This window comes from Kitasatospora sp. NBC_01302, from assembly GCF_035976515.1.
In the GTDB taxonomy this organism is placed as follows: Bacteria; Actinomycetota; Actinomycetes; order Streptomycetales; family Streptomycetaceae; genus Kitasatospora.
On record NZ_CP108404.1, the window covers coordinates 8296513 to 8316611 of the forward strand.

The following is a 20099-nucleotide window of genomic DNA, read 5'->3' on the forward strand; positions in this document are numbered from 1 at the left end:
CGACCTCTGCGCGACGGGGCGAAGGTCGCGCGCCCGGGCGAAGGTTGCCCGATGCTGCAATGGTCCTGATGCGGTGTCAGATCGGTGCTGTCAAGACCGGGTCCGGTTGTTCGGCCGGGGGCCTCGTCAGGTCGATGACGAACCGTCATCAGAGCTTCGCGAGCGGCGGGTTGCCGACGTGGTCGACGCGGTGATCTGTGCCTGTCAGGCACGCTCCGGGACAGTCCATGCCATCGTCGGCAGATGTCGCGGGCCCACAAATCTTTTCATTGCGCCGCGCCGGTGACTCCCGTTAGGCTCCAAGAAGCCGACTACCTGGGCGATGTGAAGCGGTTCCGCATCGTGGGGATCCGGGGTTACGGCGCGATGTCGATGCGAGTGCTGGGCGGGCGAGCTTGCGAGGGGGATCGCTATGAGGTTCTACACGTTCTAGCGGGGGGTTGCTTCCAATCCTTCGCCGCGGCGGCGTTGCCGGGCGCATTGTTCCTGGATGCGTTTGCGGTGCCGCCAGGGCACTGGGGTGCGTCCGAGCAGGCCTGACGCCGTCGACACTCGTCGAACCGGTGGAATTCACGCATGCCCTGAATAGGGATTGCCGACACAGCTCCCGGGTCTGTTCACCGCTGGTCCCGGCTATTTCTTGACCGCAGTTCTCCTCGTGTGCTCTGGAAGTTTCCTCCGGTGTCGCCCATGGCGGGCCGCCGCCGGTTCGACGCTGTTCTGGGATGGAAACCGATGACCGATTCGTCCATGTTCACCGAGACGTTCACCGAGACTCTGACCGTCACCGCGGACAACCCCCTGCTGGCGGGTCATGTCGTCTACGGGCGCACGCTGCTGCCCGGTGTCGGCTATGTGGACATGGTGCTGCAGGTCCTCGCCCGGCACGGAATGGCGATGCCCAACGTCGAGTTGCGCAACCTGACCATCCTCGCGCCCCTGGTGGCCGCGCCGGGTGAACGGGTGCTGACCACCGTGGCGGGACGGCCCGCGCCGGCGGGCGGCTGGCGGATCGAGGTCCGCAGCCGGCGGCAGCAGGACACCTCCGACGTCCTGCACGCGGTGGTGACCGCGCTCCACCGCCCGGCGGCCCCTTACCAGGAGCGGTTGGCGCTGCCGTTGGACGGTGTGCAGAAGCTCACGCCTCTCACCGAGATCTACGCCTGGTGCCGGCAGTACGAGCTGTTCCACTCGGGGCTGATGAAGATCGGCGGCGCGGTGCACCACCGCCCCGGCGACTGGATAGCCGAGCTCGAACTCGCCCCGGAGCACCAGGGCACCGCGGACGCCTTCCTCTTCCATCCTGCCCTGTTCGAGGCCGGGTTGCTCGGTGGCGGCGTCGGTACCAGCATGCTGCACCAGGGGCCGGCCGGTCCGGAGCTCTATCTGCCGTTGGTCTTCGAGTCGTTCCGGGCGGCGGCTCCGCTGGGCAGGCGCTGCTTCGTTCGGGTACCGGTCGATTCGGTGCGCCGGGACGACGAACTCATCAGGCTGGCCGTGGAGTTCTACGACGCCGAGGGCCAGAAGGTGGCCGAGGTGAGTCAGTTCGTGGCCAAGCGGGTGCGTGCCGCGGCGGCCCTGGACGTGCGCGGCGACGCCGCTCCGGCGCCCGCCGTGCCGGTGCCTGCTGTGCCGGTGGTGGTGTCGGGTGGGCGTGATGTGGTGGGTCTGGTGCGGGAGTTGGTGGCGGCTCGGTTGGGGGAGCCGGTGTCGGGGGTTGATGTGGGGAGTGGGTATTACGAGTTGGGGTTGGGTTCGGCTGATTTGTTGTCGGTGGTGGCTGATTTGGAGGGTCGGCTGGGGTTGTCGTTGTCGCCGACGGTGATGTTCGAGTACAAGACGGTTGCCGATCTGGCGGAGTGGCTGGAGACGCAGCTGCCCGAGGAGACGAACGTCCAGGCGGCGCCCGCCGTGCCGGTGCCTGCTGTGCCGGTGGTGGTGTCGGGTGGGCGTGATGTGGTGGGTCTGGTGCGGGAGTTGGTGGCGGCTCGGTTGGGGGAGCCGGTGTCGGGGGTTGATGTGGGGAGTGGGTACTACGAGTTGGGGTTGGGTTCGGCTGATTTGTTGTCGGTGGTGGCTGATTTGGAGGGTCGGCTGGGGTTGTCGTTGTCGCCGACGGTGATGTTCGAGTACAAGACGGTTGCCGATCTGGCGCAGTGGCTGGAGACGCAGCTGCCCGAGGAGACGAACGTCCAGGCGGCGCCCGCCGCGCCGGTGGTTGCCGTGCCGGTGGCGCCCGCCGTGCCGGTGGTGCAGCCCGACCGGCTCGCCACCGTCCGGGCCGCGCTGCTCGACGAGGTGGCCGCGCTGCTGGAGGTGCCGGTGGGGGAGGTGGACCCGGGCACCGAGCTGGCCGAGTTCGGGTTCGACTGGGCCGGCCTGGCCCAGCTCGCCGACCGCCTCAACTCCCGCTACGGCACGCAGCTCACCTCCGCCGTCTTCGCCGAGCACCGCACCGTGCAGGCCGTCGCGGCCCAGCTGGTCGACGCCGGACCGGACCGGTTCGCGGCCCTGGAATCCTCCGCCCCGGCATCCCCGGCCCCGGCGGCCGCCCCGGCAGCCCCCGAGGCCGTCCCGGCGGCCCCGGTGCGCCCGCATCCGATGCTGCACCGGGCCGTGCCGGACGCCGGGGGCATCACCTGCCACGCGCACTTCGACGGCAGCGAGCCGTACCTGAGCGACCACCGGGTGCGCGGCGGTCGCGTGCTGCCCGGTGTCGCGCACCTGGAGATGGCGCGTGCCGCGGTCGCGCTGGCGCTGGGCGCCGAGCGGCCCGACGGGGTCCGGCCGGAGGCCGTGCGGCTGGACGGCGTGGTGTGGCTGCGGCCGGCGGTCTGCGGACCGCGCGGGCTGGAGCTGCGGGTGGGCGTGCGCACGCTGCCCGGTGGCGGCTGCGACTTCACGATCGACAGCGTGGACGAGGACGGCACGGTCACCCTGTGCAGCCAGGGCCGGGCGAGCCTGGCGGGCCCCGCGGGCCCCGGCGCGCCGTCCCTGCACGAACTGCGCGCGGCCTGCGCCGAGGCGGTGTACGGCGCCGCGCACGTCTACGGCCGGTACGAGCGCATGGGCATGGACTACGGGCCCGCCCAGCGCACCCTGGTGGAGCTGCGGGTGGGCACGGACGGCGCGGGGCGGCGCCAGGTGCTGGCGGAGCTGAGCCTGCCGGCGGCGGCGGAGCTCGCGGCGGAGTGCCGGCTGAACCCGGCCGTCCTGGACGGTGCGCTGCAGGCCACCATCGGCCTGTGGCTGGCGGAGGCGGGCGCCGACGGCCGCCCGGCCGCGCTCGCCCTGCCGTTCGCCGTGCAGCGGGTCGAGACGCCGGGCGCCACACCCGCGCGTTCCTACGCCTGGATCCGGCACCAGCCGGGGAGCAGCACCGAGGCCGCCGCGGCCCGGCTCGACGTCACGGTGCTCGACGAGCACGGCCGGGTCTGCGTGGAGCTGACCGGACTGAGCACCCGTGCCCTGCCGGATCTGCCGCAGGCCGCCACCCCGGCGACAGCCGCCCTTCAGGCCGCCGCCCCGCAGGCCGTCGCCCCGCACGTGGCGCCCCCCGTCCCGTCCACCGCCCCCCGGCCCGCCCGCCCGCTGCCCCCGCGCCCCGGCGCCGACATCGCGATCGTCGGTGTCAGCGGCCGCTACCCGCAGGCGGCCGACCTGGACGAGTTCTGGCAGAACCTGCGCGCCGGCCGGGACTGCGTGCGCGAGGTCCCGGCGGAGCGCTGGGACCACCGCCGCTACGCCGACCCGAACGGCGCGAACACCAGCCGCTGGGGCGGATTCCTGGACGACATCGACCAGTTCGACCCGCTCTTCTTCCAGATCTCGCCGTTCGAGGCCGACTACCTCGATCCGCAGGAGCGCCTCTTCCTGCAGTGCGCCCACCACGCGCTGGAGGACGCCGGCTACACCGGCGAGAGCCTGGCCCGGTCGGCCGCCGAGCCCGCCGGGGACGCGGCCGTCGGCGCCCCGCCGAACCTGGTGGGCGTCTTCGTCGGCGTGATGTACCTGGAGTACCAGCTGCTCGGCGCGCAGGCGCAGGAGCGCGGCCGCGCGACCGCGCTGTGGGGCAGCGCCTCCACCATCGCCAACCGGGTGTCGTACGTCTACGACTTCCATGGGCCGAGCATGGCGGTGGACACCATGTGCTCGTCCTCGCTGACCGCCATTCACCTGGCCTGCGAGGCCATCCGGAGCGGCCAGTGCGACTCGGCGCTCGCGGGCGGGGTGAACCTCAGCCCGCACCCGAACAAGTACCTGATGCTCGGCCAGCGCCGGTTCCTGTCCAGCGACGGACGCTGCCGCAGCTTCGGCGAGGGTGGCGACGGCTACGTGCCCAGCGAGGGCGTCGGCGCCGTGCTGCTCAAGCCGCTGGAGCGGGCCGTCGCCGACGGTGACCACGTCTACGGCGTGATCAAGGGCACCGCGCTCAACCACGGCGGCCGGACCACGGGGTACTCGGTGCCGACCCCGGTGGCGCAGGGGCAGGTCATCGCCCGGGCGCTCACCGAGGCGGGCGTCGACCCGCGCGCGCTCAGCTACCTGGAGGCGCACGGCACCGGGACCTCGCTGGGCGACCCGATCGAGATCGACGGCCTGACCAAGGCCTTCGGCCACCTGGGCGGCGGGCCGCAGCAGTGCGCGATCGGCTCGGTGAAGTCGAACATCGGGCACGCCGAGAGCGCGGCCGGCATCGCCGCCGTCACCAAGGTGCTCCTCCAGCTGAAGCACGGGGAGCTGGTGCCGAGCCTGCACTCCGGTGCGCTCAACCCGCACATCGACTTCGCCCGCACGCCGTTCCGGGTCCAGCAGCGCCTGGAACCCTGGCAGCGGCCGGTGCTGCTGATCGACGGCGAGCAGCGCACCGTGCCGCGGCTCGCCGGCGTGTCCAGCTTCGGCGGCGGCGGTTCGAACGCCCACGTCGTCATCGCCGAGTACCAGGAGCCCGCCGGACGCCGCGCGACCGCCGCCGACGGGCGACCGGCGCTGCTGCTGCTCTCCGCCCAGAGCGAGGGCCAACTCGTCGAGCAGGCAAGGCGGCTGAGCGGGCGGCTGGCCGAGCTGGGCGAGGCCGACCTGCCGGACGTGGCCTGGACGCTGCAGACCGGACGGCTCGCGCTGCCCGAGCGGCTCGCCTTCGCCGCGACCTCGCCGGCCGAGGCCCGGGCGCAGCTGGCGGCGTTCGCCGCGGACCCGCAGCGGCCCGGCGCCTGGGCGCGCGGCACCGCCCGCACCGAGCGCGCGCCGGGCGGCGAGGCGCTGCGCGCGGCGCTCGCCGACTGGTCCGACCGTGCCGCGCACCAGCGCCTGCTGGCGCTGTGGGTGGAGGGGGCCGCCGTGGACTGGGCGGCGCTGCGTCCGGTCGGCGCGCCCGCCCGGCGGATCAGCCTGCCCGGCTACCCGTTCGCCCGCGAGCGGCACTGGGTGGACCCGGAGGCCGGCCCGGCGCTGACCGCCCCGCTCGCGAGCGGCGCGGCCGCCGTGCCCCTGGCCGGCCCCGCCGCGCCCGCCTCCACGCCCGCCGCGCCCCCGCTCCCGTACGAGGTCGACGAGGTGCTGCTGCGCCCGGTCTGGTCGGTGCGCGAGGCCGGGCCCGCCGACCGGCCGGGGCCGGCCTTCGCGGTGCACCACGTGGTGCTGCTCGGCCGGTTCACGGCCGGTGAGCGCGAGACCCTGCGGGCCGCGCTGCCCGCCGGCACCGATCCGCAGTTCGTGGAGCTCGCGGACGGCCCGCTCGACCGCCAGTACACCGAGGCGGTGCAGCGGCTCTTCGCGCTGACCCGCGGGATCCTCGAAGCGGGCGTACGGCAGCCGGTGCTGCTCCAGGTCGCCCTGGTGGGCGCCGCGCAGGGACCGGCCGAGCTCGACCGGCTGGCCTGTTTCGGCGCGCTGGCAGGCCTGCTGAAGACCGCCCAGCTGGAGCACCCGCTGCTGCACACCCAGTACCTGGAGTGCCTGGACGCCCCCTCGGCGGCCGCCCTCGCCGCCCGCCTGCTCGCCGAGGCGGCCGGCCGCCCCGACCCGGAGGTGCGCCACCGCGACGGCCGGCGGCAGGTCGCCGGGCTGGCCGAGCTGACCGGTGCCCGGCCCGCCGCCGCGCCCTGGCAGCAGGACGGCGTCTACCTCATCACCGGGGGCGCCGGGGGGCTGGGCCTGATCGTGGCGCGCGAGATCGCCGCCTCGGTCGGGCACGCCACCGTGGTGCTCGCCGGGCGCTCGCCGCTGGACGCGGCGCGGCGCGGCGAGCTGGCCGCCCTGCGGGCGGCGGGGCTGACGGTGGACTACCAGCGCGCCGATGTCGGCGACCGGGCGCAGGTGGCCCGGCTGCTGGCCCAGGTGGCCGACAACCACGGGCCGCTGACCGGCATCCTGCACAGCGCCGGGGTGATCGAGGACGGCTACCTGGTCCGCAAGACCCCCGAGGAGCTGGCCCGGGTGCTGGCGCCCAAGGTCGCCGGACTGGTCAACCTGGACGAGTTGAGCCAGGACCAGCCGCTCGCCCTCTTCGTCTGCTTCTCCTCGCTCAGCGGGGCGTTCGGCAACCCCGGGCAGGGCGACTACGCGGCGGCCAACGCCTTCCTGGACGCCTACGCGGGCTACCGCAACCGCCTGGTGGCGGCAGGGCTGCGCAGCGGGGCGACGGTCTCCGTCGGCTGGCCGCTGTGGGCCGAGGGCGGCATGGGCGACGCCGCCGCCCGCGAGCTGCTGAGCGGCGCGGGCCTGGCGCCGCTGGACACCGCCCGGGGGCTGGCGGCGCTGCGCTGCGCGCTGGCCGGGCGGGAGAACGGGCTGGACGACGGCAGGCTGCTGGTCGTCGCGCACCGGCGGGGCGCCGAGCTGCCCTGGCTCCCGGGGCAGGGCGGACCGGTGGCCGAGACACCGCGCCCCGAGCCGGCGACGGCTCCCGGCGTGGACCAGGCCCCGCAGGACCGGGCCCTGGAGGACCGGGCCTTGGAGGACCGGGCCGTGGGCCACCTGCGGCGCCTGCTGGCGACGGCCCTGGGTCTCGGCCCCGAGCGCCTGGACCCGGACGCGCCGCTGGAGCGCTACGGCATGGACTCCGTCCTCGCGGTGAACCTGGTCTCCCGGCTGGAGGAGACCTTCGGTCCGCTGTCGCGCACGCTGCTCTTCGAGGTGCAGTCGGTGCGCGGGCTGGCCCGGCACTTCGTGGCGGACCACCCGCAGGAGCTGCGGACGCTGGTGGGCGCACCCGCCGTGGCACCGCAAGCACCCCGCACCCCTGCCCCAACTCCTGCCCCCGTCGCACCGCAGCCGCAGGCCGCTGCACCGCAGCCGCAGGCCGCCGCGCCGGCCCCGCGCCCGGCCGACGGCGCGCACGCCTCCTGGCCGCGGCCGGCCGAGGACGCCATCGCCGTCATCGGCATCGGCGGGCGCTTCCCGCAGGCCGAGGACCTGGACGCGTTCTGGGACATCCTGCGCAGCGGCAAGGACTGCGTCACCGAGGTCCCGGCCGGCCGCTTCGCCGAGCAGCCCGGCGCCGACCCGGACGCCCCCGGCGCCGGCCGCGGGTGGTGGGGCGCGTTCCTGGACGGCGTCGACCGGTTCGACCCGCTGCACTTCGGCATCTCGCCGCGCGAGGCGGTGGCGATGGATCCGCAGCAACGGCTCTTCCTGGAGACCGTCTGGCACCTGCTGGAGCAGAGCGGGGTGACGCAGGAGGTCATCGAGCAGCGCTACCGGCGGCGGGTCGGCGTCTACGTCGGGTCGGCCTACCAGATGTACCGGGCCGACGAGTCGGACCCGATACTGGCGGCGCTCACCGCGGCGGCCTCGTTCAACCTGATCGCCAACCGGGTCTCGCACTTCTTCGGCCTGGAGGGCCCGAGCCTGGCGGTGGACAGCATGTGCACCTCCTCCACCATGGCCATCCACCTCGCCTGCGCCGACCTGCTGCGCGGCGAGAGCGAGCTGGCCGTCGCCGGTGGCGTGAACCTCACCGTCCACCCGGACAAGTACACGGCGCTGGCCGAGATGCAGCTGCTCGGCAGCCACCCGGGCAGCCGCAGCTTCCGGGACGGCGACGGCTACCTGCCCGCCGAGGTGGTCGGCGCGGTGCTGCTCAAGCCGCTGGCGGCGGCGCTGCGCGACGGCGACACCGTGCACGCCGTCATCAAGGGCACCGCCTCGATGCACGCCGGGCGGTCCAACGGCTTCATGACGCCCAGCCACCGCACCCAGGTGAAGGTGCTGCGCCAGGCGTTGGAGCGCGCGGGCGCCACCCCGGACTCGATCGGGTACGTGGAGGCCGCGGCCAGCGGCACGGCCTTCTCCGACGAGGTCGAACTGCGGGCGCTGCGCGAGGTGTTCGGCGCGGTGACCGAGCCGGTGGCGGTCGGCACGGTGAAGTCGAACCTCGGGCACCCCGAGGCGGCCTCCGGCATCGCGCAGCTCGCCAAGGTGGTCCTGCAGCTGCGGCACCAGGAGCTCGCGCCGCTGGTGGAGGTCGGCACCGCCAACCCCAACCTGGATCTCGACGGTTCGCCGCTGCGGCTCTGCGAGCGGCTGACCCCCTGGGAGCCGCGCGGTGCCAAGGACGCGCAGGGCCGGCCCGCGCCCCGCCGTGCGCTGATCAACTCGGTGGCGGCCGGCGGCAGTCACGTGACGCTGGTGGTGGAGGCCCCGCCGCCGGTCCAGGCCGCCTCGGCCGCCCCGGCGGACCCGGGGGAGGCCGGGCGCCAGCTGGTGGTGCTCTCCGCCCGCACCCCGGAGCGGCTGCGCACGGCGGCCCAGCGACTGCACGACTTCCTGGCGGCCCCGGGCGGCGGCGCGGACGAGGTGGGCCTCGCGGACCTCGCCTACACCGCGCAGCTGGGCCGGGAGGCGCTGCCCGAGCGGCTCGCCGTGGTGGCGGGCAGCCGGGAGGAGCTGACCAGGGCGCTCGCGGAGCACCTGACCACGGGCCCGGGCGCAACCGCGGCCGGGGCGGTCGTGCTCGGCAACGCGGAGGAGGACGCCGGTCCGCTGGGCAGCGTGCTGACCGGTGCCCGGGGCGAGGCCTTCCTGGCCGGTCTGGTCGCGGACGGCGATCTGGAGCACCTGGCGGAGCTGTGGGTGCGCGGCGCCCGGGTGCCGTGGGCCGGTCTCCACCAGGGCCCGCGCCGGCTGGTGCCGCTGCCGGCGACCGCCTTCGAGGCGGGCGCCTACTGGCTCGGCCGCCGCCCCGCCGGGCCCGTCACGGTACGACCCGACGGCGACGCCGACCCCGACATCGACGCCGGCCCCGGCGCCGCGCCGCAGGCGGCGGCCGCCGGTGACGCGCTGCGGACCATGACCGGTGCCTGGTCGGAGCTGCTGGGGATCGATGCCGACCGGCTCGGCGCGAGGAGCAACTTCTTCTCGCTCGGCGGCAATTCACTGCTCGCGACCCGCCTGATCAACCTGCTGGCCCGCCGCACCGGCGTGCAGCTGTCCGTCCAGGCCGTCTTCGACGCGCCCAAACTCGCGGCGATGGCAGGCGAGTTGGAGCGCCGGTTGCCGTCGGGCGGGGCGCTCGGGGTGCCCGAGGTGGACCGGATCCTGGCGAGCATCGGCCTGATCGAGAGCATGACCGACGAGGAGCTCGACGCCCTGGGCGTCGAGAGCGTCGAGAACTAGGCGGAGGGGACCACGATGAGCACCACCAGTCAGTCCACCGGGCCGGACCTGGTCCAGCGGATCCGCTCGCTGCCCGCCAAGCGCCGGCGCGCGCTGGTGGCGCTGCTCCGGCAGCAGGGCGTCGACCTCGCGGCGCTCGACCGGCTCGACGGCCTCGACGCGCCCGAGCGGCCCGGCCCGTTGGACGTGCTCGACGCGCTGGACACCATCCCGCGGCCGCCCCGCTCCGCCGAGGAGCCGGTGCGGCTCTCCTTCACCCAGCAGCGGCTCTGGTTCCTGGCACAGCTGGACGGCTCCAGCGCCGCCTACAACATCCCGATGGCGGTGCGGCTGCGCGGCAGCCTGGACCGCCCGGCGCTGCTGCGCGCGCTGGCGGCCGTGGTGCAGCGGCACGAGGCGCTGCGCACCCGCTTCGTGGAGCGCGACGGCGTGCCGTACCAGCGGATCGGCGACGGCGGCGGGATCACGGTCGCCGAGGAGGAGCTGGCCGACCCGGCCGAGCTGACGGAGCTCTGCCGGCAGGAGGCCGCCGCGCCGTTCGACCTGGAGCACGACCCGCTGATCCGGATCCGGCTGCTGCGACTGGCCGAGCAGGACCACGTGCTGCTGGTGACGATGCACCACGGCGTCTCGGACGGCTGGTCGGTGGGCGTGCTGATCCGGGACGTCACCGCCCTGTACGGCGCGTTTCACGCGGGGCTGCCCGACCCGCTCGCCCCGCTGCCCGTCCAGTACGCGGACTTCGCCCACTGGCAGCGCGGGCGGCTGGCCGAGGGTCTGCAGGAGCGCCAGGTCGCCTACTGGAAGCAGCAGTTGGCGGGCGTCGAGCCGCGGCTGTCGCTGCCCGCCGACCGGGAGCGCCCGGCGGTCAAGACCTACCGGGGGGCGCGCGAGAGCCTGCAGTGCCCGGCCGAGCTGCTGCAGCGGCTGCGCCGGGTCGCCGAGGAGCACGACGCCACCCTGTACATGACGCTGCTGGCGGCCTACAGCATCGTGCTGCACCGCTACACCGACCAGCCCGAGGTGGCGGTCGGCACCGTGGTGGCGGGCCGCAACCGGCTGGAGCTGGAGGGGCTGATCGGCTTCTTCGCCAACACCCTGGTGATGTGCGCCGACCTCTCCGGCGACCCGGCCTTCCCCGAGTTGCTCGCCCAGGTGAAGCGGACGGCGCTGGCCGCCTACGAGCACCAGGACGTGCCGTTCGAGGCCGTGGTGGACGCGCTCCAGCTGGAGCGCAGCCTCAGCCACTCGCCCGTCTTCCAGACCATGTTCGTGCTCCAGCAGGCGCAGACCGAGCGGGTGGCCCGGCTGGGCGGGCTGGAGCTGTCCGCGATCGAGTCGGACGCCGGCGTCACCAAGTTCGACCTCACGCTCGACCTGCGGGAGACACCCGACGGCCTGGTGGGCACCGTCGAGTACAACACCGACCTGTTCGACCGGTCCACCATCACCCGCTTCATCGGCCACTACACCGAGCTGCTGGCCGCCATCGCGGCCGACCCGACGGCGCGGCTGTCCCGGCTCGGCATGATCGGGGCGGCCGAGCGGCGCCAGGTCCTGGAGACCTGGAACGACACCGCGCGCCCGTTCTCGGCCGACCGCTGCCTGCACCAGCTCTTCGAGGACGCGGTGGCGCGCCACCCGGAGCGCATCGCGCTGGTCGAGGACGACCGCTCCTGGAGCTACGCCGAACTCAACGCCTGGGCCAACCGGATCGCCCACGCGCTGCGCGACCGCGGGATCGGGCCGGACGGGCTGGTCGGCCTGTGCGCGCGGCGCTCGGCCGAGATGGTGGCCGGCATCCTGGGCAGCCTCAAGGCCGGCGGCGCCTATCTGCCGATCGACCCCGCCCACCCGGCCGCCCGGATCGCCGAGCTGATCGCCGACTCGGGCACCCGGGTGGTGCTCACCCAGCCGGGGCTGGACACCGAGCCGCTGGCGGCGGCCTCGCTGGTCGTCCTGCACCCCGACGGCCGGATCCTGGGCGCCGACGGCGACGGTCCGTCTCCCGCCGCAGGCCGCGAGGAGAACCTCCCGGCGGCGGAGCTGGGCCTGACCTCGGAGCACCTGGCGTACGTCATCCACACCTCCGGCTCCACCGGGCGCCCCAAGGGCGTGATGATCGAGCACCGGGCGGCGGTCAACCGGATCGAGTGGATGCAGCACGAGTACCGCCTGACCGAGCACGACGTCGTGCTGCAGAAGACGCCGTTCAGCTTCGACGTCTCGGTCTGGGAGTTCTTCTGGCCGCTGCTGTCCGGCGCCCGGCTGGCCGTCGCCGAGCCGGGCGGCCACCAGGACCCCGGCTACCTGGTGGAGGCCGTCCAGCGGTTCGGCGTCACCACGCTGCACTTCGTGCCCTCGATGCTGCGCTCGATGGTGGCCGAGCCCGGCTGGTCCCGGTGCACCTCGGTGCGGCAGGTGTTCTGCAGCGGCGAGGCGCTGCCGCCGGATCTCTGCGCCCGGCACCACGAGCGCCACAGCGCGCCGCTGCACAACCTCTACGGCCCCACCGAGGCTGCCGTGGACGTCAGTTACTGGCCGGTGCCGGCCGGGCCGCAGCCGCGCCTGGTCCCGATCGGGCGGCCGATCCAGAACATCCGGCTGCACGTGCTGAACGAGGCGCTGGAGCCGCAGGGCATCGGGTGCGTCGGCCAGTTGTACATCGCGGGCGCCGGCCTGGCCCGCGGCTATCTGCACCAGCCGGAGCTGACCCGCGAGCGGTTCGTGCCCGACCCCTTCGGCGAGGGCCCGGACGCGCGGATGTACCGCACCGGCGACCTGGCACGGTGGCTGCCGGACGGCACCCTGGAGTACCTCGGCCGGGCCGACGACCAGGTCAAGCTGCGCGGCTTCCGGATCGAACTGGGCGAGATCGAGCACCGGTTGGCCGAGCACCCGGCGGTGGCCTCGTGCGCGGTGCTGGTGCGGGAGGACCAGCCGGGCAACCGCCGGCTGGTGGCGTACACCGTGCTGACCGACCACGGCGCCGCCGAGCCGGCCGCTTCCGATTCCGCCGCCGCCGGACTCCGGGCCGAGCTGGTGCGCCACCTGGAGCGCGCGCTGCCCGAGTACATGGTGCCCAGCGCCTTCGTGACGCTGCCCGAGCTGCCCGTCACCGCGCACGGCAAGCTCGACCGCAAGGCGCTGCCCGCCCCCGGCATCGACGCCTTCGCCCAGCGTGCCTACACCGCCCCGAGCACCCCGACCGAGCGGCTGCTGGCCGGTCTCTGGGCCGAGCTGCTGGGCTTCGACGAGGCCCGGATCGGCGCCGAGGACAACTTCTTCGCCCTGGGCGGCCACTCGCTGCTGATCACCGTGCTGCTGGCCAGGCTCGGTGAGCTCGGCCGGCGGACCACCGTGCGCGCCGTGTTCGGCGCCGGCACGCTCGCGGAGCTGGCGGCCCGGATCGACCAGGACGAGGCCGTGGCGCAGTACACCGCCCCGCCGAACCTGATCCCGCCGGGGTGCGAGGAGCTCACCCCCGAGCTGCTCCCGCTGATCGACCTGAGCCGGCAGCAGCTCGACGCGATCGTGGCCGCGGTGCCCGGCGGCGCGCCGAACATCCAGGACGTCTACCCCCTGGTCTCCACCCAGGAGGGCATCCTCTTCCACCACCTGATGGACCCGGACCAGGACCCGTACCTGGTCTCCACCCTCTACGTCGCCGAGGACGAGGCCGCCTGCACGGCGTTCACCCGGGCGCTGCAGGCGGTGATCGACCGGCACGACGTGATGCGCACCGCCGTGCTCACCAGCGGCCTGCCCGCACCCGTGCAGGTGGTGCACCGCACCGCCGAACTGCCCGTGCAGCGCGTGCTGCTGGAGCCCGGCGAGGACGCCGAGCAGCAGGCCCGCGCCCTGCTGAACGCCTTCGGCCGGATGCCGCTGGAGCGCGCCCCGCTGCTGCGGCTGCTGGTCGCCGAGGACCCGGGATCGCCGCGCCGCTACCTGCTGCTCAACGCCCACCACCTGATCGAGGACGCCACCTCGCTGCGGCTCACCCTCGAAGAGCTCGGCCTGCACCTGGCGGGCCGCACCGGGCTGCTGGCACCGCCCGCGCCCTACCGCGACTTCGTCGCGCACACCCTGCGGCACCAGGAGCCCGAGGCAGTCGCGGAGTACTTCCGCGGTGTGCTCGGCGACCTCACCGAGCCGACCACGCCGTTCGGCCTGACCGACGTGCGCGGCAACGGCAGCCGGGTGCGCCAGCTGCGCCGCACGCTGCCCGCCCCGCTCACCGAGGAGCTGCGCGCGCAGGGCCGGCGCCTGCGGCTGAGCCCGGCCTGCCTCTTCCACGCCGCCTGGGCGTGCGTGGTGGCCGCCGCCGCGGGGCGTGACGACGTGGTCTTCGGCGCCGTGCTCTCCGGCCGCCTGCAGGGCGTGCCCGGGGTGGAGCGGATGCTCGGCAACTTCATCAACACGCTGCCGCTGCGGGCCAGGCTGGCCGGCCGCACGGTGCGCGAGCTGATCGCCGAGGTGGACGCCGGGCTGCGCGACCTGATCGTCCACGAGCAGAGCCCGCTGAGCCTGGCGCAGCGCTGCAGCGGGATGGCGGGCGACGCGCCGCTGTTCAGCGCGGTGGTCAACTTCCGGCACTTCGAGCCCGGCGGCGGTGCCGAGCCCGCGCCCACCATCAACGACGCCGGGGTGCGCTTCCTGGCGGCCGGGGACGCGATCAACTACCCGGTCACCGTCTCGCTCGACGACTTCGGCAGCGAACTGTCGCTGGAGGTCCAGGTGGACGGCGCGGTGCTCCCCGAGGCGCTCGCCGACCACGTCGAGCGCGCGCTCGCCGGGATCGTCGCCGCGCTGGCCGAGGGCGACGGCGACCGCACCGCGGCGCTGGACATCGACGTGCTGCCCGCCGCCGAGCGCCACCGGCTGCTGACCGAGTGGCGGGGCGCCGCGCACCGGGCGGCCGAGCCGACCCTGACGGCCGCCTTCGAGGCGCAGGTGGCGCGCACCCCGGAGCGGACCGCGCTGGTCTTCGAGGACCAGGAGCTCAGCTACGCGGAGTTCAACGCGCGCGCCAACCGGCTCGCGCACTGGCTGATCGAGCAGGGCGCCGGCCCCGAGCAGCTGGTGGCGATAAGGCTGCCGCGCTCCGTCGAGCTGGTGACCGCCGTCTACGCGGTGCTCAAGACGGGGGCTGCGTACCTGCCGATCGAGCCCGACCTGCCGCAGGAGCGGGTGGACGGCATCTTCGCCGACTGCAAGCCGCTGCTCGTGCTGGACCAGGAGCTGCCGGACACCGCCGGGCGGCCCGGCACCGACCCCGGTGTCGCGGTGACCGGCGAGCACACCGCGTACGTGCTCTACACCTCCGGCTCCACCGGCCGGCCCAAGGGCGTGATGGTCCCGCACCGGTCCGGGACGAACTGGCTGGCCTGGAACCAGCGCCGCTACCGCCTGGGCGAACAGGGGCGACTGCTGCTGAAGACCTCGGTCGGCTTCGACATCTCGGTGCCGGAGCTGTTCTGGCCGCTCCAGGTCGGTGGCGCGCTGGTGATCGCCCGTCCGGACGGCCACCGGGACCCGGCCTACCTGGCCCGGCTGATCCGTGAACAGCGGGTCACCGACGTCTACTTCGCGCCGTCCATGCTCGCCGCCTTCCTCGCCGAGCCGGACGCGGCCCACTGCACCGAGCTGCGCCGGGTGGAGGCCGTGGGCGAGGCGCTGCCCGTGGAGCTGGCCGAACGGCTCGCGCGGGCCCTGCCCGCGGTGGAGCTGTTCAACGGCTACGGGCCCACCGAGGCCGGCGCCGTCACCGCCTGGCAGTACCGCGCGGAGCCGGAGGCCACCGGCGTGCCGATCGGCTCGGTGGTCGACAACACCCGGGTGTACGTGCTGGATCCGGCGCTGCGGCTGGCGCCGACGGGCGCGGCCGGCGAGCTGTACATCGCGGGCGAGGGCCTGGCCCGCGGCTACCTCGACCGCCCGGAGCTGACCGCCGAGCGCTTCGTGGCCGACCCCTTCACCCCCGGCGCGCGGATGTACCGCACCGGCGACCTGGTCAGGTGGCGCTCCGACGGCGTGCTCGACTACCTCGGCCGCGCGGACGACCAGGTCAAGGTGCGCGGCTTCCGGGTCGAGCCGGACGAGATCGCGAGTGCGCTGCTCGGTCACCCCGCGGTGGGCGCGGCCGTGGTGGTGCCGCGCGGGTCGGCGGAGGCCGTCTCGCTGGTCGGCTACCTGAGCCCCGCGCCGCAGTGGCTCGCGGAGCAGGACGGCGAGGACGGCGAGGACGGCAAGCACAGCGAGGACGGCGAAGGCAGCGCGGGCGGCGAAGGCGCCGCGGGCGGCCCGGAACTGGCCCGGCGGCTCAAGGAGTACCTGGCCGGGCGGCTGCCGCACTACATGGTCCCCGGCGTCCTCGTGGTGCTGGACGAGCTGCCGGTCACGCCCAACGGCAAGATCGACAAGCGGGCGCTACCCGCACCGGCCGAGAGCGACCTGGCCCAGCAGGTCTACCTCGCCCCGCGCACCGTGGCCGAGCGCACCCTGTGCCGGATCATCGCGGAACTGCTCGGGCTGAGCCGGGTCGGGGTGCGCGACAGCTTCCTCGACCTCGGCGGCCACTCGCTGCTGGCCACCAGGCTCACCCTGCGGGCCCGGCAGGAGACCGGCGCGGAGCTGCCGCTCCAACTGGTCCTCACCGGGGCCACGGTGGAGCGGATGGCCCGGGCGCTGGAGCAGGCGGCGCCCGCCGAGCGGGAGAGCGTGCCACTGCTGCCCGCCGCCGGACAGGCGGACGAGGAGGCGCCGCTGGCCCTGCAGCAGAGCGACCTGTGGTTCCTGAACCGGCCCGCCCACCTGGGTGCCGCGCACGACAACGTGCAGATGGCCTTCCGGATCGAGGGCCGACTGGACCGCGAGGCCTACGCGCGCGCCGTGCGGGCCCTGGTCGAACGCCACGCCGTGCTGCGCACCGGCTACCTGGTGCGCGCGTCGGGCGTCACCCAACGCGTGCACCCGGTCGACGGTTTCACGGTCGACGTCCTGCCGGTCGAGCCGGCGGCCGTGCAGCCGTGGCTGCGGGCCGAGCGGGCCCGCCCCTTCGCCCCGCAGGGCCACCACCAGCTCCGGGCCCACCTGCTGGCGCTGGGCGAGGAGGAGCACATCGCCGTGCTCAGCCGGCCCTGGGGTGTCTTCGACGGCTGGTCGGTCAACCTGGTGCTGAGCGAACTGCTCAGCCTCTACCAGGCGTTCAGCCAGAGCGAGGAGCCGGGCCTGGCACCGCTGCCGCTGCAGTACACCGACTTCGCCCGCTGGCAGCGCGGCGTCCTGGACGCGGCCGAGCTCGACCGCCAGCAGGACTACTGGCGGCGGCAGTTGGCCGGACTGCCGGGCTGCCTGGCACTGCGCACCGACTACCCGCGCCCCGAGGTGAAGTCCTACCAGGGCGCCTCGGTCGCCTTCGGGGTGCCGCTCGACCTGCTCGGCGGGCTCCGGCAGCTGGCCAAGGAGCACGGCGCCACGCTGTACCAGCTGCTGCTCTCGGCCTTCGCCGTGCTGCTCGGCGCGCACACCGAGCCGGGCCGGGGCAGCGAGCTGGCGATCGGCACCGCGGTCACCAACCGGCCGAGGGCCGAACTGGACCAGCTGGTGGGCTACTTCGTCAACACCCTGGTGCTGCGGCTGGACCCGGCCGGGCACCGCACCTTCACCGAGCTGCTGGCGCAGGTCAGGCAGGTGACGGCCGAGGCCCACGAGCACAAGGACCTGCCCTTCGCCGACCTGGTCCGGGAGTTGGCACCGGCACCCGACCCGGCCCACCCGCCGCTCTGCCAGGTGGTGTTCAACCTGCTGCCGGGCACCGCGGCGGCCACCGGCGGCGCCGGCGGGCCGGGTGCACTCGCGGTCCACCCGCTGGCCTTCGACTCCGGCACCACGCGCTACGACCTCAACCTGGTGGCCCAGGAGGGGGAGGAGGGCCTGCACGGCTACCTGGAGTACAGCACCGACCTCTTCGCGCCCGGCACGGCCGAGCGCCTGGCACGGGCCTACGAGCGGCTGCTGCGGGAGGTCGTGGCCACCCCGGACTCCGAGGTGGCCCTGCTGTCGCAGCAGGCCGGGTAGCCCGACCCGGCCGCGGTCCCGGGCCGCACCCGGACCGCGGCCGGCCGCAGCACCACCGTCACGGACACCACGACCGTCACGACCACCGTCACGACCCACGATCCACCGAGCAGCGATCCACTCGGATCAGCGAACCACCCAGAACCACCCGAAGGAGCCTCACATTGGCGAGTCAGGCGATCGATGCCGGGGAGCGCATCGCCCTGGTCATCAAGAAGACGATTCACCGCTACGGCATCGAGGGCATGCTCCGCTCGACCGTCCGCACCGCCTCGGTGCGCCATCTGGGCTTCGGCGGCGACTCCATCCACGGGTGCGAGGGGGAGCGGCTGGACCTCCTGCTCGCGGCGGCGGCCGACCTGGAGCCCGAGCACACCCGCGACGCGGTGCGCGGGCTCTGCGAGGACGGACCCGGCCTGCTGCTGCTGGTCGACGGGCCGGACGCGCTGGACGCGCCGTGGATGGCGGCCTGCGGCGCGCAGGGCTTCCTGGACTGGTCGGAGCTGGAGCCGCGGACCCTCGCGGACGCGGTCGGCGACGTCATGGCGGGCAAGTTCTACGTGTCGGCGAGCCTGGCCCAGCGGCTGGTCATGCGGGCGGCGCGGGTGCCGCAGGCCGGCCCGCCGCAGCCGGTCCCGGCCGGGGCCGCGCTGACGCCCCGGGAGCTGCAGGTGCTGCGGCTGGTCGCGGACGGCCTGAGCAACAAGCAGGTCTCCCGGCGGCTGCTGATCTCCGAGCACGGGGTGAAGCGGCTGGTGGGCAACATCCTGGCCAAGCTGAACTGCCCCAACCGCACGCTCGCCGCGGTCCGGGCCAGGGACGTGGGGCTGCTGCCGGTGTGAACCCGTTCAGCCGAGCAGAGCCGTCCGCAGCTCCCGCTTGAGGATCTTGCCGCTGGGACCGAGCGGGAAGGCGTCCACGAACTCGACCATCCGGGGGTACTTGTAGGCGGCCAGCCGCTCCTTGCTCCAGGCGATGAGCTCCGCGCCGAGCCCGGGTCCGGGCTCGGCGCCGGGCCGGGTGCGCACCACCGCGCAGACCTCCTCGCCGTGCCGCTCGTGCGGCACCCCGATCACCGCCACCTCGGCGACGGCGGGGTGGCGCACCAGCACCTCCTCGACCTCGCGCGGGTAGACGTTGTACCCGCCGCGCAGCACCATGTCCTTCTTGCGGTCGACGACCGACAGGCAGCCGTCCTTGTCCTTCACGCCCAGGTCGCCGGAGCGGAACCAGCCGTCCACCAGCACCTCGGCGGTGGCCTCGGGCCGGCCCAGGTAGCCGGCCATCACGTTGTGGCCGCGCACCACGATCTCGCCCACCTCGCCCGTGGGCAGCAGCTCGATCCGGCCCTCCAGCCCGGCCCGGGCGATCTCCACCTCGACCCCCCAGATCGGCCGCCCCACCGTGCCGGCCCGCCGTGGCCAGGCGGGCTGGTTGTAGGCGACCACGGGCGAGGTCTCGGTCAGGCCGTAGCCCTCGTAGATCCGGCAGCCGAAGACCTCCTCGAACCGCTCCAGGACCGGCACGGGCAGCGCCGAGCCGCCGCTGAAGACGCGGTCCAGCGGCGGGCGGCGGGCGTCCTGCTCCGCCGCGTCGAGCAGGCCCAGCAGCATCGTGGGCACGCCCATCAGCACGGTGCAGCCGTGCTCCGCCATGAGCGCCAGGGCGCGCGGCGCCTCGAAGCGCTCCATCAGCACCAGGGTGGCGCCGGCCCGGAAGCAGGTGGCCATGCCGCAGATCTGGCCGAAGGTGTGGAACAGCGGCAGGCAGCCCAGCAGCACGTCCCCGGCCCGCAGGTCGAAGGGGGACTCCATCCCGATGGTCACGTTCAGCGTGACGTTCAGGTGCGTCAGCATCGCGCCCTTGGGGTGCCCGGTGGTGCCGGAGGTGTACAGCACCAGCGCGAGGTCCCCCGGCTCGCGGGGCACCAGGCGCTCGACGGGCTCGCAGCGCTCGGCGAGCTCCGCGAGGCTGCTCGCGCCGGGCTCCGGGGCGGCGTCCACGGTCAGCAGGCGCACCCCGGCCGCCGCGGCCGCCGCCCGCCCCTCGGGCAGCAGCGGACCGGCGCAGACCAGCGCAGGGCAGCCGGCGTCGCGCAGCACGTACTCGATCTCGCGCGCCTTCAGCAGCGCGTTCACCGGCACCACCACGGCGCCGAGGGCGAGCGCGCCGAAGTAGGTGAGCGGGAACTCGACCTGGTTGCCGATCAGCAGCGCCACCCGGTCCCCGGGCCGCACGCCCTCGGCGGCCAGCGCCGCGGCGTACTGCCGCGCCCGGTGCCAGAGCGTGCGGTAGTCGTACGTCCGGTCGCCGCAGACGAGCGCGGGGTGCTCCGGACGCCGCGCCGCGGCCTCGGCCAGCACGGCCGCCAGGGACAGGGACATGCGCCTCTCCTTCGG

The 20099-nt window shown here is 74.6% G+C and carries 4 protein-coding genes; 3 read left to right on the forward strand and 1 reads right to left on the reverse strand.

The window, feature by feature from the left end; all coding sequences use genetic code 11:
- Window positions 1-735 precede the first annotated feature (735 nt).
- The 3 genes from OG294_RS36190 to OG294_RS36200 all read left to right on the forward strand — a co-directional run bounded on the left by OG294_RS36190 (window position 736) and on the right by OG294_RS36200 (window position 18542).
- The gene (locus OG294_RS36190) at window positions 736-9618 is read left to right on the forward strand and encodes an SDR family NAD(P)-dependent oxidoreductase (protein WP_327070796.1); all 8883 of its coding nucleotides are present in this window, start codon (window positions 736-738) and stop codon (window positions 9616-9618) included.
- Between the two features lie 15 nt (window positions 9619-9633).
- Window positions 9634-17700, forward strand: coding sequence for a non-ribosomal peptide synthetase (locus OG294_RS36195; protein ID WP_327070797.1), 8067 nt, complete (start codon window positions 9634-9636; stop codon window positions 17698-17700).
- Between the two features lie 164 nt (window positions 17701-17864).
- Window positions 17865-18542 (forward strand): response regulator transcription factor, encoded by a 678-nt coding sequence (locus tag OG294_RS36200; protein ID WP_327070798.1) that lies wholly within the window; start codon window positions 17865-17867, stop codon window positions 18540-18542.
- A 6-nt stretch (window positions 18543-18548) separates the two neighbouring features.
- Here the strand turns inward: OG294_RS36200 and OG294_RS36205 are convergent, their stop codons facing one another.
- A complete protein-coding gene (locus OG294_RS36205) occupies window positions 18549-20084 on the reverse strand; it encodes a long-chain-fatty-acid--CoA ligase (RefSeq protein ID WP_327070799.1) in 1536 nt (511 codons plus the stop codon).
- Window positions 20085-20099 lie beyond the last annotated feature (15 nt).

Bases quoted from the DNA above. Each gene is read 5' to 3' on its own strand.
- OG294_RS36190 (WP_327070796.1), top strand. From the start codon at position 736: ATGACCGATTCGTCCATGTTCACCGAGACGTTCACCGAGACTCTGACC.
- OG294_RS36195 (WP_327070797.1), top strand. From the start codon at position 9,634: ATGAGCACCACCAGTCAGTCCACCGGGCCGGACCTGGTCCAGCGGATC.
- OG294_RS36205 (WP_327070799.1), bottom strand. From the start codon at position 20,084: ATGTCCCTGTCCCTGGCGGCCGTGCTGGCCGAGGCCGCGGCGCGGCGT.